Annotated in this window: 15 protein-coding genes and 2 tRNA genes; 8 read left to right on the plus strand and 9 right to left on the minus strand. The window is 44.5% G+C overall.

Features of this window, described 5'->3' with window-relative positions; translation table 11 throughout:
- Nucleotides 1-57: 57 nt before the first annotated feature.
- Nucleotides 58-2,793 (minus strand): DNA translocase FtsK, encoded by a 2,736-nt coding sequence (locus tag H9J30_RS13890; RefSeq protein ID WP_240131540.1) that lies wholly within the window; start codon nucleotides 2,791-2,793, stop codon nucleotides 58-60.
- A 320-nt stretch (nucleotides 2,794-3,113) separates the two neighbouring features.
- A complete protein-coding gene (lrp, locus tag H9J30_RS13895) occupies nucleotides 3,114-3,620 on the minus strand; it encodes a leucine-responsive transcriptional regulator Lrp (protein ID WP_007647640.1) in 507 nt (168 codons plus the stop codon).
- 180 nt (nucleotides 3,621-3,800) lie between these two features.
- On the opposite strand from lrp, the gene ald reads away from it, so the two are divergent.
- On the plus strand, nucleotides 3,801-4,916 hold the full coding sequence (gene ald / locus H9J30_RS13900) for an alanine dehydrogenase (RefSeq protein WP_240131541.1): 1,116 nt from the start codon (nucleotides 3,801-3,803) through the stop codon (nucleotides 4,914-4,916).
- A gap of 525 nt (nucleotides 4,917-5,441) precedes the next feature.
- Complete coding sequence (trxB, locus tag H9J30_RS13905) at nucleotides 5,442-6,395, plus strand: thioredoxin-disulfide reductase (RefSeq protein WP_011717030.1); 954 nt, start codon at nucleotides 5,442-5,444, stop codon at nucleotides 6,393-6,395.
- 181 nt (nucleotides 6,396-6,576) lie between these two features.
- On the opposite strand, the gene rplT is transcribed toward trxB, so the two are convergent.
- The 4 genes from rplT to thrS all read right to left on the minus strand — a co-directional run bounded on the left by rplT (nucleotide 6,577) and on the right by thrS (nucleotide 9,704).
- Nucleotides 6,577-6,933 (minus strand): 50S ribosomal protein L20, encoded by a 357-nt coding sequence (gene rplT, locus H9J30_RS13910; RefSeq protein ID WP_006081652.1) that lies wholly within the window; start codon nucleotides 6,931-6,933, stop codon nucleotides 6,577-6,579.
- A 16-nt stretch (nucleotides 6,934-6,949) separates the two neighbouring features.
- Nucleotides 6,950-7,144, minus strand: a complete 195-nt coding sequence (gene rpmI, locus H9J30_RS13915; RefSeq protein WP_011072303.1) for a 50S ribosomal protein L35 — start codon at nucleotides 7,142-7,144, stop codon at nucleotides 6,950-6,952.
- Nucleotides 7,145-7,229: 85 nt separating this feature from the next.
- A complete protein-coding gene (gene infC, locus H9J30_RS13920) occupies nucleotides 7,230-7,772 on the minus strand; it encodes a translation initiation factor IF-3 (protein WP_011072302.1) in 543 nt (180 codons plus the stop codon).
- A gap of 3 nt (nucleotides 7,773-7,775) precedes the next feature.
- Nucleotides 7,776-9,704 carry a threonine--tRNA ligase gene (gene thrS, locus H9J30_RS13925; RefSeq protein ID WP_011072301.1) on the minus strand — a complete coding sequence of 643 codons (1,929 nt, stop codon included), beginning with the start codon at nucleotides 9,702-9,704 and terminating at the stop codon, nucleotides 7,776-7,778.
- 333 nt (nucleotides 9,705-10,037) lie between these two features.
- On the opposite strand from thrS, the gene H9J30_RS13930 reads away from it, so the two are divergent.
- On the plus strand, nucleotides 10,038-10,268 hold the full coding sequence (locus H9J30_RS13930) for a hypothetical protein (RefSeq protein ID WP_240131542.1): 231 nt from the start codon (nucleotides 10,038-10,040) through the stop codon (nucleotides 10,266-10,268).
- 251 nt (nucleotides 10,269-10,519) lie between these two features.
- Nucleotides 10,520-10,720: a CPXCG motif-containing cysteine-rich protein gene (locus H9J30_RS13935; protein ID WP_240131543.1), complete on the plus strand. Its 201-nt coding sequence runs from the start codon at nucleotides 10,520-10,522 to the stop codon at nucleotides 10,718-10,720.
- 9 nt (nucleotides 10,721-10,729) lie between these two features.
- Here H9J30_RS13935 and H9J30_RS13940 read toward each other — a convergent pair whose 3' ends face one another.
- Nucleotides 10,730-11,350, minus strand: coding sequence for a riboflavin synthase subunit alpha (locus tag H9J30_RS13940; RefSeq protein WP_240131544.1), 621 nt, complete (start codon nucleotides 11,348-11,350; stop codon nucleotides 10,730-10,732).
- A 33-nt stretch (nucleotides 11,351-11,383) separates the two neighbouring features.
- Here H9J30_RS13940 and H9J30_RS13945 point away from each other — a divergent pair, with 33 nt between their 5' ends.
- From H9J30_RS13945 to H9J30_RS13955, 3 genes are all read left to right on the plus strand, one after another.
- The gene (locus tag H9J30_RS13945; RefSeq protein ID WP_240131545.1) at nucleotides 11,384-12,763 is read left to right on the plus strand and encodes an MATE family efflux transporter; all 1,380 of its coding nucleotides are present in this window, start codon (nucleotides 11,384-11,386) and stop codon (nucleotides 12,761-12,763) included.
- A 244-nt stretch (nucleotides 12,764-13,007) separates the two neighbouring features.
- Nucleotides 13,008-13,084, plus strand: a tRNA-Val gene (locus H9J30_RS13950).
- A 38-nt stretch (nucleotides 13,085-13,122) separates the two neighbouring features.
- Nucleotides 13,123-13,199: transfer RNA gene (locus H9J30_RS13955), tRNA-Val, on the plus strand.
- A 397-nt stretch (nucleotides 13,200-13,596) separates the two neighbouring features.
- Here the strand turns inward: H9J30_RS13955 and H9J30_RS13960 are convergent.
- Both H9J30_RS13960 and trhO read right to left on the minus strand, forming a co-directional pair.
- Complete coding sequence (locus tag H9J30_RS13960) at nucleotides 13,597-14,070, minus strand: hypothetical protein (protein ID WP_240131546.1); 474 nt, start codon at nucleotides 14,068-14,070, stop codon at nucleotides 13,597-13,599.
- A 206-nt stretch (nucleotides 14,071-14,276) separates the two neighbouring features.
- A complete protein-coding gene (gene trhO / locus H9J30_RS13965) occupies nucleotides 14,277-15,278 on the minus strand; it encodes an oxygen-dependent tRNA uridine(34) hydroxylase TrhO (RefSeq protein ID WP_240131547.1) in 1,002 nt (333 codons plus the stop codon).
- A 271-nt stretch (nucleotides 15,279-15,549) separates the two neighbouring features.
- On the opposite strand from trhO, the gene H9J30_RS13970 reads away from it, so the two are divergent.
- Nucleotides 15,550-16,221, plus strand: a complete 672-nt coding sequence (locus H9J30_RS13970; protein ID WP_240131548.1) for a glutathione S-transferase — start codon at nucleotides 15,550-15,552, stop codon at nucleotides 16,219-16,221.
- The last annotated feature ends 37 nt before the right edge of the window (nucleotides 16,222-16,258 follow it).

Below are 16,258 nucleotides of genomic sequence, written 5' to 3' on the forward strand. Positions count from 1 at the left end.
GACTAAAAGCCGAACTCGCCGCTTTATGGCGAGTTCAAACTGATATTTAGCTTAACATTAATAATGTTTTGGCGCCGGAGGTGCTAACACTTCGCGATTGCCGTTATGGCCCTGAGCCGAAACCACGCCCTGCATTTCCATCTGCTCGATGATACGCGCGGCGCGGTTATAACCAATCTTAAACTTACGTTGCACGCTGGAGATGGAGCCGCGGCGAGTTTCAGTGACAAATGCGACTGCCTCATCATAAAGCGGATCATAATCTTCATCGGATTCTGCAGTTTCACCCGGTAACAGCACTTGTTCTCCCTCACTGACGCCATTGAGGATCTCATCAATATATTGCGGCTTGCCACGGGCACACCAGTCAGCGACAACACGGTGAACTTCATGGTCATCAATAAAAGCACCATGGACACGGTTTGGTACCGCAGTCCCAGGTGGTAGATACAACATATCCCCCATACCGAGTAAAGTTTCTGCACCTTGCTGATCCAAAATAGTACGAGAATCGATACGTGAAGACACTTGGAATGCCATCCGTGTGGGGATGTTGGCTTTGATTAAACCTGTGATCACATCCACCGATGGACGCTGGGTCGCAAGAATTAAATGGATACCTGCTGCACGGGCTTTTTGGGCAATACGAGCGATCAGTTCTTCTACTTTCTTACCAACAATCATCATCATGTCGGCAAATTCGTCAACGACAACAACGATAGAAGGCAACTTATCTAGCGCTGGCGCCTCTGGTTCCATGCTATCTGAAGACTTCCACATAGGATCATAAATCACTTCGCCATTCGCTTTCGCTTCAGCAATTTTTGCGTTATATCCCTTGATATTACGCACGCCCATCATAGACATTAATTTATAACGCCGCTCCATCTCACCCACACACCAGCGTAGCGCATTGGCCGCTTCCTTCATATCAGTGACCACTTCACAGAGTAAATGCGGAATGCCCTCATATACCGAAAGTTCAAGCATTTTCGGGTCAATCATAATGAAGCGAACATCTTCAGGGCCTGACTTATACAGCAAGCTGGTGATCATCACGTTAACGCCGACCGATTTACCCGAGCCTGTTGTACCGGCAACCAATAAGTGCGGCATTTTACCTAAGTCAACCACCACTGGTTCACCAGAGATATCTTGACCAAGCACCATGGTTAGATTCGATTTGCTCTGACTAAAGGCTTCACAATCGAGCACATCACGCATATACACTGTTTCGCGAAACTTATTGGGCAGTTCAAGACCCACATAGGATTTTCCAGGGATCACCTCTACCACCCGCACTCGCTCAGCGAGAAGAGAACGTGCTAAATCATTAGCAAGATTTGAAATCTTAGAGGCTTTAATACCTGGTGCCAGTTCGAGTTCAAAACGGGTGATCACTGGGCCTGGATAAACACCCACCACAGTGGCCACGATATTAAAGTCGGCAAGTTTAGCTTCAACCAAACGCGCAACTTGTTCTAATTCTTCAGGACTAATCGGGTTCTTTTTGCGATCAGGCACATCGAGCAAACTAACGCTTGGCAAAGGATCCATAGGCTTAGTCGGCACAGGTTTATCTTCTTGGCCGGGCAATACCACAATGCCATCGACTATCTTAGCCTTAGGAGTCTGCTTTTGACGCTGCGCTTGAGTCACTGCGCCAGCTGACACTTTAATATCAAAATCAATAACATCGTCATCATTGAAACTTAAGGTATCATCGTCTTCATCAATCATGGTTTCGCGATGAAATACGGGTTCATCCCCATCATCATCTTCGAAAAATTCGGCATTCAAACCAGTATCAACATCGTCCAATTCAGCATCGTGAGACTTAGCCACCCAAGGCGGTGCTTCAAAATGACCATATTCAGCAACGGCACTGGCTTGATCCAGTTGTGGCTCAACACGTTGTTGGTTTTTAGGTTCATCCTTTGCTTTATTGCTATTAAAGCTCAGAATTTTAACCAGGGAAGATAACTTCCCCTTACCACTGCTGGCTTCAGTAATGAACTCTTCGTGGCTCTCTTCTGGTATGGCGCGAGTATGCAACACACGGCTTGGTGTCTCAACAGGCTGACGTGCTTTAGCTTTATCAAGCACATGCTGTGAATCACGACGTTCCTTAAATTTATCAACTACAGACATAAAGCCGCGAGTATCTTCAGTTTCATGTTCACGTTTAAACGCCTGCGGCAGACGTTTTAGCTGTCTAAAGCACCAAATAGAGACAAAACCGACCTTCTCGACCACTGTCAACCAGCTGATCCCCGTCAATAGCGTAAAGCCCGAGCCTAAAAAGCACAGTAGCAACAAGGTCGTGCCGAGCTTATTAAAATACGGCAGCATGGCTTGGCCAATGACATCCCCTGCAACGCCGCCTGCGGAAAACTCATAAATATTATTGGCATTCATGCTCGCTAATGCTGAAAAACCGAGAATGAGTAGCAAAAAACCAATGATGCGCAATGCGACGGAAAAGTAGTCAATTTCTAATAGATCATGGGCGCGTTTAAAGAGCAACCAACCCGTTGAAGCGACAATGATCGGCATGATGTAAGCCGTCACGCCAAAAAAGTACAGTAGAATATCGGCTATCCAAGCACCAACTGCCCCTGTCCAGTTCTTGATATCGCCTTGAAAATGAGACTGACTCCAACCCGGATCTGAAGGGCTGAAACTGGTTAAGGCGAGCAAAATATAAGCGGCTAGAACACAGCAAATGATGAGTCCACCTTCGAGCAGACGCTGCAGGCCTGAGAGCGTGCGTACACTATTTCCTTGAGACAAACGACTTAATCCATAAAAATGAAAACAGGTGGGCTAACGATACCAGAATCCCACTAAATGTGGAGCATCTTAGGTGGTTTTTCTCCTAAGATTTACTGGCATAAGACAAAAAAGCACTCCCAGTTCATCAAACTTAAACTTTAAGATTGCAACTGGTTATTGCGCAACCAATTATGCTCGTTATTGAAAATAAATTCTCGATAAAAATATGCCCCTAAGCGGGAAACCTAAGGGCTAAGCAAGATTAGTAATATTGTTCGAAAGGGCTGACACTGGAATAAATAAGGGGCCTAGGCCCCTTATTACAAACGTTCAGGGTATTAAATATCAGATAACAGGTGGTTTATCGCAACACGACTCGTATGTTTAACTTCTTCCATCACCACGTATGTACGGGTATCAGAAACGGAAGGTAATTTCAGTAGCGTTTCGCCCAATAAGCGGCGATAAGCCGACATATCAGAAACACGTGTTTTCAATAAGTAGTCAAAGTCACCAGAAACCAGATGACATTCTTGAATATCATCCAACAGTTGCACAGCGCGATTAAACTTATCAAATACTTCGGGGGTATCACGGCTTAGAGTGATTTCCACGAATACCAGTAGGGATGCACCCAAGAAATGAGGATTAACCAAAGCCGTATAGCCATTGATATATCCTTGCTTTTCGAGTCGTTTCACTCTTTCTAAACACGGAGTTGGACTTAATCCAACTCTTTTAGACAGTTCCACATTTGAAATGCGTCCATCAATTTGTAATTCATTAAGAATGTTGCGATCGATGCGATCCAAGTCTTTTACAGGACTCTTTTTATTATATGCCATTTATTTAACCTTGCTTTATCACTAAAACAACATTTTATTCTACGTATGTCAAAAGTTCAGCAGCATAAACTGCGTCGCCGATACTATACTAGATATCCCTGAATTAATCACGTTCAGGTCACGATAAAATAACAATTATGCCCATTAAAAGTGGGTTTTACAGGTAATTGAGGCTCAAAAATGATTATTGGTGTACCAAAGGAAATTAAAAACCACGAATATCGTGTCGGTATGGTTCCTTCAAGCGTTCGCGAATTGACTATTAAGGGTCATGAAGTGTTTGTTGAAACGAATGCCGGCACGGGAATTGGTTTTACCGATCAGGATTATGTTGATGCTGGCGCTAAAATATTAGCAACTGCTGCTGAAGTCTTTGCTAAAGCAGAGATGATCGTAAAGGTAAAAGAGCCTCAAGCAGTTGAACGCGCGATGCTGCGTCATGACCAGATTTTATTTACTTATCTGCATTTAGCGCCAGATTTACCACAAACTGAAGATTTAATCAAAAGTGGTGCAGTGTGCATCGCTTACGAAACAGTAACCGATGACCGTGGTGGACTGCCTCTACTTGCCCCGATGTCAGAAGTGGCTGGCCGTATGTCAATCCAGGCGGGTGCGATGGCGCTGGAAAAATCTTCCGGTGGTCGTGGCATGTTATTAGGTGGTGTACCTGGTGTAGAACCTGCAAAAGTTGTGATCATCGGCGGTGGTATGGTCGGTACCAATGCTGCACAAATGGCTGTGGGCATGGGCGCTGATGTAGTTGTACTTGACCGTAGCATCGATGCACTGCGTCGCTTAAACATGCAATTTGGTTCAGCGGTGAAAGCCGTATACTCAACTGCCGATGCGATTGAGCGCCATGTGTTAGAAGCTGACCTTGTGATTGGTGGCGTATTAATTCCTGGTGCTGCGGCTCCTAAGCTGGTCACTCGTAGCATGATTTCACGTATGAAGCCAGGTAGTGCTATTGTTGACGTCGCTATCGACCAAGGTGGTTGTGTGGAAACCTCACATGCAACAACTCACCAAGACCCAACCTACATCGTTGATGATGTAGTGCACTACTGTGTGGCGAACATGCCAGGTGCTGTTGCCCGCACTTCAACTTTCGCACTGAATAACGCAACTCTGCCTTACATCCTCAAGTTAGCTAACTTAGGTTACAAAGCCGCTCTTTTACAAGACAAGCACTTACTAAACGGTTTGAACGTAATGCATGGCAAACTGGTTTGTAAAGAAGTGGCGCAGGCTTTAAATCTTGAGTACACAGCGCCAACAAGTTTATTAGCCTAATCATATGAGAGCCTAGGTCCACGCGACCTACTCTGCTTTGTTCGGCCTCACTCTGTTGAGGCCGATTTTTTATGCCGTTCACAAATATCTTCACCCGTGCAGGGTTTAATACCAATCGTATTAAATATTTGTTCATTCAGCGGGAATTCAACGTTAGACAAGGCGAAGGCTAGAAGGCATGGTGGTGCTCTGTCGAAAACCTTAAACACAGTATAAAGCACGTTGCCATGCGTGAACATCAGCCGCCCTTTGGGAGCCACACAGACATCCCACTCCGGTGTTGCATTGACTTAAAAGGGAATGACCATTTCTGCGTCAATGCGCCTTGGATTGAAATGCCTGCGAGGTTCTGAACTGATTGGATATTTAATGTGATTGGTATAAGGCAGAGCCTTAGTAAACTCAGGCTGACAATTTGCCTTAGGATTCGATTAGCACAATCTTAAAGAATCACTAAACAGCGCTTTACCCCTACAGGTAAATTCCCTACAATCCATGCAATTTGCTAAAGGCACGGAGAGAAAAATGAGCCAAGTCAGACACAGTAACCTATTGATTTTAGGTTCAGGTCCCGCAGGATACACAGCCGCAGTTTATGCTGCGCGCGCAAACTTAAAGCCAGTGATGATCACTGGTATGCAGCAAGGCGGGCAATTAACCACCACGACTGAAGTTGAAAACTGGCCAGGTGATGCAGAAGATTTAACTGGTCCAGCATTAATGGAACGTATGCAAAAGCATGCTGAAAAGTTTGATACTGAAATCCTTTTCGACCATATCAATGAAGTCACACTGACTGAGCGCCCTTTTCGCTTAAAAGGCGATAACGGCGAATACACCTGTGATGCGCTGATCATTGCCACTGGCGCCTCTGCCCGTTATCTAGGGCTTGAGTCTGAAGAAGCATTCAAAGGACGCGGCGTATCGGCCTGTGCGACCTGTGATGGTTTCTTCTATCGCAATCAGAAAGTTGCAGTCATTGGTGGCGGTAACACAGCCGTTGAAGAAGCACTTTATTTGAGTAACATTGCCGCGGAAGTGCACTTAATTCACCGCCGTGACACCTTCCGCTCAGAGAAAATCCTTATCGACCGTTTAATGGATAAAGTGGCTAACGGCAACATTATCCTGCACCTTGACCAAACCATGGAAGAAGTGGTTGGAGATGCTATGGGTGTAACGGGCCTGAAAATGAAGAGCACCAAAGATGGTGCTATCACAGATCTGGCCGTTGCTGGTGTGTTCGTCGCCATTGGCCACAGCCCAAATACTGGGATTTTCGAAGGCCAATTAGAGATGAACAATGGTTATCTGAAGGTGCAAAGCGGCCTTCAAGGTAACGCGACCCAAACCAGCATCGAAGGTGTGTTTGCCGCAGGTGACGTTATGGACCAACATTACCGTCAAGCGATTACCTCTGCGGGTACGGGTTGTATGGCAGCATTAGATGCCGAGCGTTACCTAGACGCAAAGAAATAATCTGAGCTAAGTCTTATCTAGATCATGAGTTGACTCAAATAAAAAGAGCAGGCGCGGGTTAACCACCTAAGCCTGCTATTTTTTATCTGCATTTTGTGGCTTCAACTGAAATAAATTCCTATCAATCAGCAACAAAAAAAGGGACCAAGCGGTCCCTTCTTAAGTGCGACAAACTAATTTCTTAGTTTAACGCTTCTTTTGCTTTTTCAACTAAAGTTGCGAATACAACTTTGTCAAATACAGCGATGTCAGCCAAAATCTTACGATCGATTTCGATAGACGCCTTTTTCAGACCGTTGATGAAACGGCTGTAAGACAGACCATTTTGACGAGCTGCAGCATTAATACGTGCAATCCACAATTGGCGGAATTGACGTTTTTTCTGACGACGGTCACGGTAAGCATATTGACCAGCTTTAGTTACTGCTTGAACAGCAACACGGTAAGTACGGCTACGAGCGCCATAATAACCTTTAGCTAATTTTAAAACTTTCTTGTGACGAGCACGTGCGGTTACACCACGCTTAACTCTTGGCATTTTCTAATCTCCTAAATTAAGCGTATGGTAATTGACGCGCGATTGCTGGAACGTCAACTTTGGCAACTAAACACTTGTTACGTAAGTGACGCTTACGCTTAGTGCTCTTTTTGGTCAGAATGTGACGTAAATGGGCTTGCTTACGCTTGAAACCATTGGCGGTTTTCTTAAAACGCTTCGCTACACCTCTGTCGGTTTTCATTTTAGGCATTACTAAAACTCCGCATTGGGATATTAAATAAAAAGCAAGGCGAGCGAAGGCATATAGCCTTCGCTACTTTTATAGGTTGCCCTACTTATTTCTTTTTAGGCGCTAGCACCATGATGGCTTGTCGACCTTCCATTTTAGGGAAAGATTCAACAACCGCATACTCATCCAAATCAGTCTTGATACGGTTCAACAGATCCATACCAAGATTTTGGTGGGCCATTTCGCGACCTCGGAAACGCAGCGTAATTTTCGCTTTGTCCCCGTCTTCCAGAAAACGTATCAGGTTGCGTAGTTTTACCTGATAGTCGTTTTCGTCAGTTCCAGGACGGAATTTAATTTCCTTAACCTGAACCTGCTTTTGCTTCTTCTTTTGTTCCTTGGCTGACTTAGCCTTATCAAACAGGAACTTACCGTAGTCCATAATGCGACATACTGGAGGTTCAGCATTTGGACTAATTTCAACTAGGTCTACACCCGCTTCATCTGCCAAATTCTGAGCATCTCTGATGCTCACCACACCAATAGCTTCACCATCAATGCCGGTTAAGCGTACTTCAGGTACACCTGTGATTTCTTCATTGATTCTATTAGGGGCCAGCTGACGCCCTGCTGTCTTCTTGATCTTTATGACCTATTCCTCCAACAATTTGAGACTACGGAGCGAAATCTGTTGATGGATTTTAGCGGCGAAATCTTCGATTCGCATCTTACCTAAATCGACTCCATCACGAGTACGCACCGCGACTTCCTTATTTTCCATCTCTTGGTCACCAACGACCAATAAATAAGGAACACGCCTTAAGGTGTGTTCGCGTATTTTAAAGCCTATTTTCTCATTCCTCAAGTCAAATGAGGCACGAATACCTTGTTCTTTGAAGAATTTGACCACTTCTTCAACATAATCAGCCTGTTTGTCGGTGATATTCATCACGACAACTTGCATTGGCGCTAACCATGTTGGGAACCGACCAGCATATTCTTCAATTAGAATACCTAAGAAACGCTCCAACGAACCTAAAATTGCACGATGGATCATCACAGGTGTTTGACGGCTGTTATCTTCCGCCACATAAGTTGCCCCTAAACGGCTTGGTAAGGCGTAATCAAGCTGAACAGTTCCGCACTGCCATGCACGGTCTAAGCAATCATGGAGTGTAAACTCAATCTTAGGACCGTAGAATGCGCCCTCACCCGGTAAAATGGTGAATTCGATATTGTTGGCACGTAAAGCTTGCTTGAGTGCTTCTTCAGCTCTGTCCCACATTGCATCGTCACCGATACGTTTTTCTGGACGAGTTGACAGTTTTACCACAATGTTTTCAAAACCAAAGGTGGAGTAAGTGTCGTATACCATTTGGATACAAGAGCTGACTTCGGCTTGAACTTGATCTTCAGTACAGAAAATATGGGCGTCATCTTGCGTAAAACCACGTACGCGCATTAAACCGTGTAGTGAACCTGAAGGTTCATTACGGTGACAGCAACCAAACTCAGCCATACGCAATGGCAGATCACGGTAAGATTTCAACCCTTGGTTGAAGATCTGCACATGGCCTGGACAGTTCATGGGTTTAATTGCATATTCGCGGTTTTCACTGCTGGTGGTGAACATGGCTTCTGAGTATTTATCCCAGTGACCTGAACGTTCCCACAGCACACGGTCCATCATTAACGGACCTTTTACTTCTTGGTAAGTGTATTGATTGAGTTTACGGCGGATAAATCTTTCTAATTCAAGGAAGATACTCCAGCCATCATTATGCCAGAACACCATGCCCGGTGCTTCTTCTTGCATATGGTAAAGATCAAGCTGTTTACCAATCTTACGGTGGTCACGTTTAGCGGCTTCTTCGAGGCGAGCTAAATAGGTGCTCAGGGCTTTTTTATCCGCCCAAGCTGTACCGTAAATGCGTTGTAGCATTTTATTTTCGGAGTTACCGCGCCAATAGGCACCAGCAATACTCATCAGCTTAAAATGCTGGCAGAAACGCATGTTAGGCACGTGCGGACCACGGCACATGTCAGTGTATTCTTCGTGGTGATACAGCGCAGGGGTCGCATCTTTGCTGATGTTTTCATCCAGAATCGCAATTTTATACTCTTCACCACGTGCGGCGAAGGTATCACGGGCTTCTTGCCAGCTCACAACGCGTTTAACCACGTCATAATTGGTTTTTGCCAGTTCAAGCATGCGTTTTTCAAGGGCTTCGATATCATCTTGAGTCAGTTTGTGCTCAAGATCGATATCGTAATAGAAGCCGTTATCGATCACAGGACCGATCGCCATCTTGGTTTGTGGCCATAATTGCTTGATTGCATGGCCTAATAAATGCGCGCAAGAATGGCGAAGGATTTCAATACCTTCTTCGTCTTTAGCGGTAATAATAGAAAGTTCGGCATCGGTTTCGATAAGATCGCAAGCGTCTTTTAATTCGCCATTCACGCGCCCCGCAATACAGGCTTTGGCAAGACCAGGGCCAATATCAGCGGCAACATCGAGAGTCGATACGGGATGTGCAAACTCGCGTTTGCTACCATCAGGAAGAGTAATTACAGGCATGAAATATCCTTGTCCAGTGGTGACCCACACGTAGGGCCACATGGTGATTAAGTAAAAAGAGTAATGCTCGCGAGGTTAAGACAGTACAGGAGTCTTAGCCGCCTTGCGTAGCAGGACAGCCATTTTACGGGATAGCCTTAAAGGCACGCAAGCTAAAAGGGTTAATTGCGCGATATCCTTCCCAATTCAATTAATCAGATTGCAGTCAATATGTCATGTGGAAGTCATCTAACCCTCCTAGTCTAGCCGAGTTGATTAAGGCGATATTGAGATGAGACTGAATAGATATCGCTCGGACAAATTGCGGCACTTAACTCATCAAAAGGAGTTGGTATGTTTACAAGCATCCTATTAGCAGTGACGATTAACCAAATGACCATGATCCCGCCCAAGTCACATCTTGATGACCCCGTAGAAATCCAATTTGATTCAAAGGGATTGCAGGCGGATCTCCATGCAGAGCTGGAGCAGCAAATGAAGCAGTTATCCCAGGCAATTAAACAAAACATCGAGGACGGTATATTACCAGCAGGGCCGGCGGTTACAGTCACCGTAAAGGATTAAACTGACTCGCTTGATTACAACTTCACTCAGAGCAACGCTCTGACGCATTCAAAGTGCTTATAAGAATGATGTTAAAAAATCCAGGAGTAATCGTATCTAGAAAATCTAGCCGAGCAAGTTTTGATACCGACTTTATCTAAGTTAGTTCAATCTAAGCTTGTATACTGAGGTTGATTATGTGATGAATCTTGAGCTCTGCTAGCTAAGTAATGACATTCATCCCAAGTATTGGATTCGTGAGGAGTTGCACCATGAGGATCATGAATAAAGTGATTGCTTGTCCCCACTGCGGGCACCATCAACATATTAGTATTGACGCCAGTAGTGGCGACCAAGAATATTATGATGATTGCCGGATTTGCTGTAATCCTATTCACTTACGTTTACATGTAGATGATGCCCGTCGAACCATTGAGCTCTATATTGACTCGGACGACGAGCAAATTTACTAGACTTTTTTATTAAGATAGTCCGTTAAAACGTTTAGCCAAAACACGCTCGACAGTGTCGACAATCGCTTGGGTTTGGCTGTCTATTTCGATGTTGAACTCATCTCCGACCTGACATTGCCCTAAATTGGTCAACTTAAGGGTTTCAGGAATTAAGTGCAGCATAAAGCTGCTATCGGTTACCTCTCCTACCGTTAGACTACAGCCATTTACCCCGACAAAGCCTTTATAAAGGATATAGTTCATCCACTTAGGTTCGACGCTAAGGGTCAGGTCAAAATGCTGCGCGGTATGACTAATGTGGGTGACTTTCGCTTTAGTATGAATATGACCTGATAAGATATGACCACCGACCTCACTGCCGAAGGTGAGCGAACGTTCAATGTTAACACTCTGCCCCACAGACAAACTCGCCAGGTTAGTCAATCTTAAGGTCTCTTCCACTACGTCGAAAAATACCCTATCATCAACAACCTGAGTCACAGTAAGACATACCCCGTTATTTGCCACACTTGCTCCAATCGCAAGTCCCTCATGCAAATCAGGTTTAAACGCTACCTCAAGGGTATTTAGGCCATCTTTCTTATGTATTGCAACCACCTCGCAGGTGGCTTGAACTATACCAGTAAACATTTTTTGCTCGCTTATTCGTTAAAGGCTGTATTTATGAAACATTCAGGCTTTCAAGCCAAACGCTTAATTCAACTCGCACTCCCTGTGTTGATTGCCCAAGTGACCCAAACCATGATGGGTTTTATCGATACTGTCATGGCTGGTCGAGTCAGTGCTGTCGATATGGCTGCCGTGGCCGTGGGAACCAGTCTTTGGTTACCGGCTATTTTATTTGTACAAGGCCTACTTATGGCCTTCACCCCTTTATTTGCTCACCACAATGGTGCTAATAATCAAAAAGCCATTCAACCATTAGCATTTCAAGGGGCCTATCTGGCTTTAATCGGTGGTCTTGGCGTGATGGTGTTTCTCGCATCCGCGCCACTCGTACTTAGCCATATGAATTTAGAACCGCAATTGTACAACTTAACCATTGGGTATATCGACGGTATTTTATGGGGCGCACCCGCATTTGTGCTTTACCAAGTACTCCGTGGTTGCAGTGAAGGGATTTCTTATACCTTGCCTACCATGGTCATCGGTTTTGTGGGTCTAGCGGTGAATATTCCTGCAAACTATATCTTTATTTATGGCCACTTCGGGATACCTGCTATGGGTGGCGCAGGCTGCGGTATTGCGACGGCATTGGTGTTTTGGGCCATGTTAATTGCCATGGCAATTTACATGCAATTCCACAAGAAATTTGCCGCACTAGCGCCCTTTAGCCAATTTCATCGACCTGACTTTGGCGTTATGAAAAAAATGACCAAGCTGGGCATGCCCATTGCGATGGCACTCTTTTTTGAGGTTAGTCTATTTGCGATCATCGCCCTCTTATTGGCGCCCTTGGGTGCCACTGTGGTTGCCAGCCATCAGATAGCACTGAACTTCTCCGCTATCGTGTTTATGCTACCGCTCTCCATTGGTATCGCAGTATCAATTAGGATTGGTTATTACCTCGGGCGCGATCGCGCGGATATTTCAGCCATAGTCGCTAAAGTCGGCTTGTGGTTAGCCCTTTCCTTAGCGTTATCGACAGCCATACTGACGGTGCTTTTCCGCTTCCAAATTGCTGAGTTGTATAACAGTGACCCTGAAGTGGTTGTCCTTGCTGGTAGTTTGATGCTGATGGCGGCACTGTATCAATTATCTGACTCAGTACAAGTGGTCGCCGCGGGCGCGCTGCGTGGCTACAAAGATACCCGCAGTGCGTTTTATATCACGCTATTTTCCTACTGGGGGATCGGCATGAGCTTAGGTTATACCTTGGCCTATACCGACTTTATTGTGCCGGCAATGGGCGCCCATGGTTTTTGGACAGGATTGATTGCAGGCCTCACCTCCGCGGCCCTGCTATTTTTTATCCGCCTGCGTTATATCCAAAAACATGGTGTACATTTAAGCCTGATTGAAGGCGACAGCGTGCACCATTAAGCAGGCATAATTACTTAAACCAACGGCGAGCATTAACTCGCCGTTTTGTTTAATTTCTTTTAATTTTGCAATTTTTGAAACCTAACTTGCCGTTTTATCAGTAACTTTGCTGAAACACTGGGCAAGTTGAACATCAATTCACCATTTGGCAATAAATTTCGTTTTTTTGCTTGCCAGTCTTTCGCTATCCCCCTAATATAGCGCTCGTTCCGAAGCGCAATGCTTTAGATACAGTAAATACAATGCACCCGTAGCTCAGTTGGTTAGAGCACTACCTTGACATGGTAGGGGTCGGTGGTTCGAGTCCACTCGGGTGTACCACTCTCTTCAAAGAGTATAAACTTCGAAATTCAAACAGTGCACCCGTAGCTCAGTTGGTTAGAGCACTACCTTGACATGGTAGGGGTCGGTGGTTCGAGTCCACTCGGGTGTACCATTTCTAGCTTTAACTCTCTATAAAACCTCAATTTAATATAAACATCCATCAAGATGCTTAGTTTTCATTTGTGCCTAAGATAAAATCTTCGTGCCTGTTCTAGGTTTTTCTACAAACATTCAAACATGCCCCTCCCTTAGGCTCAGCCTGATTTTGCCTCTATTGCTTAATCCAGATTTACCGCTGTTCCCACACAATCTGCCGTTTTTCTAAATTTGTGTCCATTTCGTGCCAAACCTGTTGGCACAACATGCTTTTGACGATTTTTACGCTGACAACTACTAGCTGGATTGACACATTTAGTTGATGGTGAGTCAAAGCAGGCTTGTAAGGTATATTATTGAACGAACAGTCATTGGAATAACCCAAACAATCAACCAAGTGGTTAAGATAATGTTTACTTATGCATTTTACGCGCAGAATGTTGATTTAACGGACGACTTTCAAGATGGGCAACGAGAAACACCAGAAATCGGAAGAGAGACTTAATCTTTAGATCATAATTCTTGTCGGGTTGGGCCAAAGCCAGCTTTTGTAGGGATTTAATTTTTGAGTAGGCATTTTCGATAAGTTCCGCATTATCTTTGCCAACATACTTAGTAAACTCGGTAAATTCCCCAATAAATGTCAACGTCACCTTGCTTCGATTAAGGCTTGTGAGCGTTAGCCCTTCTTTTATTTTGGCCTCAAACAAAGATGACTCAAGCCCTTGAATGATGGCTAGAGGCGGTAAATCACTGCTTAATGCATCGGCAAGAAAGCCTAAATTTGCTTTTAATTCAAAGGCGATGGCTTGCTTGTTTGCTGTGGACTGTTGCCAGCGGCTACGTTCTTTATCGAAAATATCGTATAGCTCTTTCCAAATGCTCATTCCCTTGTTCACCTTTTATGTGATGCGTAAAACCAATGCCGCATTATGTAACAATTAGACGTGATTTCAACAATTTACCATAGGGTTAAAACGGCATAAATATGTCATCTGCAAATGGATAGAAAATGGCCCGAATAAATCGGGCCATCGATAACTTTGGCGGTAAAGTCTATCCCATATTATGCCAGCGACGAGCTATTCACGATTTAAGCGTTAGCCTGTTTCGCTTTGTTTTTCTCTGCAGATTGTTTGCGCAGCGCTTCTTTCTTTTGACGACGGGCTTCAATCACATGATTAACATCGCTACCAATATGAGCTTCATTGCGAGATTTGGCTAAATTCACTTGGCGCTCACGTTCCACAAAACGTTTTCGCTGTTCCTCAGAAATCTTATCGATACAATGTGGGCAACTCACCCCTTGCACATAAGCTGGGGTTAATTTTTCAGCTTCAGTGATTGGTATACGACAGGCATTACACTGATCGTATTGACCTTTCTTTAAATCATGGTCAACCGCCACACGATTATCGAAGACAAAGCATTCTCCTTCCCACAGGCTTTCTGCTTTGTTAACTTCTTCGAGGTATTTAAGGATGCCGCCTTCGAGATGATAGACTTCTTCAAAACCTTGTTCTTTTAAATAAGCTGTTGATTTTTCACAGCGGATCCCACCGGTACAGAACATAGCGACTTTTTTATGCTTAGCGGGATCTAAATTCTGCTTAACATACTCTGGAAACTCTCTGAAGGTTTCTGTCACTGGATTGATGGCATTTTTAAAGGTGCCAATTTGCACTTCGTAATCGTTACGTGTGTCGACCAACATCACTTCGGGATCGCTAATCAGCGCGTTCCAATCCTTAGGTTTGACATAGGTGCCAACCACTTTAAGCGGATCAATACCTTCAACCCCCATGGTCACGATTTCTTTTTTAAGCTTTACCTTAGTGCGGTAGAAAGGCATTTCATCGTCAAAGGATAACTTGTAAGTAATATTCTCTAGACCATTTTGCTGATTAAGCCATACGAGCAATGCATCAATTGCGGCTTGATTTCCCGCCACAGTGCCATTAATCCCTTCACTTGCCAGCAACAATGTACCTTTAATTTCAGCCTGTTCCATCATAGATAGAAGTGGCTCACGCAGCGACTCAAAATGCGGTAATGAAACAAACTTATATAAAGCACATACAACGACGTTAGACATAACACCCTCAACTGCTGGCTGGAACTTAATTTCCAGTGCATAAACCTAGTAATAACCCAATCCATGGCTGGGTCGCAAAAACGGCCAGAATTCTACCTGAGTCACACTCGAATAAACACAGACAAAAACCAAGGTCATTGCTTATTTACAAGACAACCAGAAGGTAATCCTAAAGTAAGGCAGTCTTTCTGTCTTAAAAATCACTATTATTGTTCATTTATACTGGTCGCGTTAATGGCAATCCTGCTGTTAACGCCGAGGAACAGACAACATGCCCTTACCCATACTCTACAGTTTTCGCCGTTGCCCCTACGCCATACGGGCGAGACTCGGCTTAATACTTGGACAATGCAATGTGGAAATACGGGAAATTACCTTGAAGGCAAAACCTGCAGAGATGCTAGCCATTTCAGCTAAAGGAACGGTGCCTGTATTGCAACTCCCCAACGGCCAAGTAATTTCTGAAAGCCTAGAGATTATGAGCTGGGCGATTTCTCTTGGGAATTCAACCTCAGCGACGATGCTGCTTGGGCAGACATCAGCAGAGCAAAGGCTCATCAGCGAACTGATTATACAAAATGATATTGAGTTCAAACCTTGGCTAGATAAGTACAAATATGCCGATCGCTATCCTGAGCACTCTCAAGCAGACTATTTTGCTAACGCCAGTCTATTCTTAGCACGGCTCGAAACCTGTCTACACCTTCATCCCTATCTCATTAGTCATCAACTCACTATCGCGGACTATGCCATTATGCCATTCATCCGCCAATTTCATGCGGTAGACACCAAACGTGATTTGAACACTGACTACCCAAGGCTCACGGCTTGGTTAACTGAGCTAACAAGCAGTGAAGTATTTCAACACGCTATGGAAAAATATGTGATCTGGAATGCTGGAAATTCTCCAATTTGCTTGTTAGGGACGTCTATAAGTAAATAAGAATTAACGTTTATTTTTAATATACCCAATAGCAATC

It is taken from the genome of Shewanella cutis (genome assembly GCF_022410515.1).
Classification (GTDB): Bacteria; Pseudomonadota; Gammaproteobacteria; order Enterobacterales; family Shewanellaceae; genus Shewanella; species Shewanella cutis.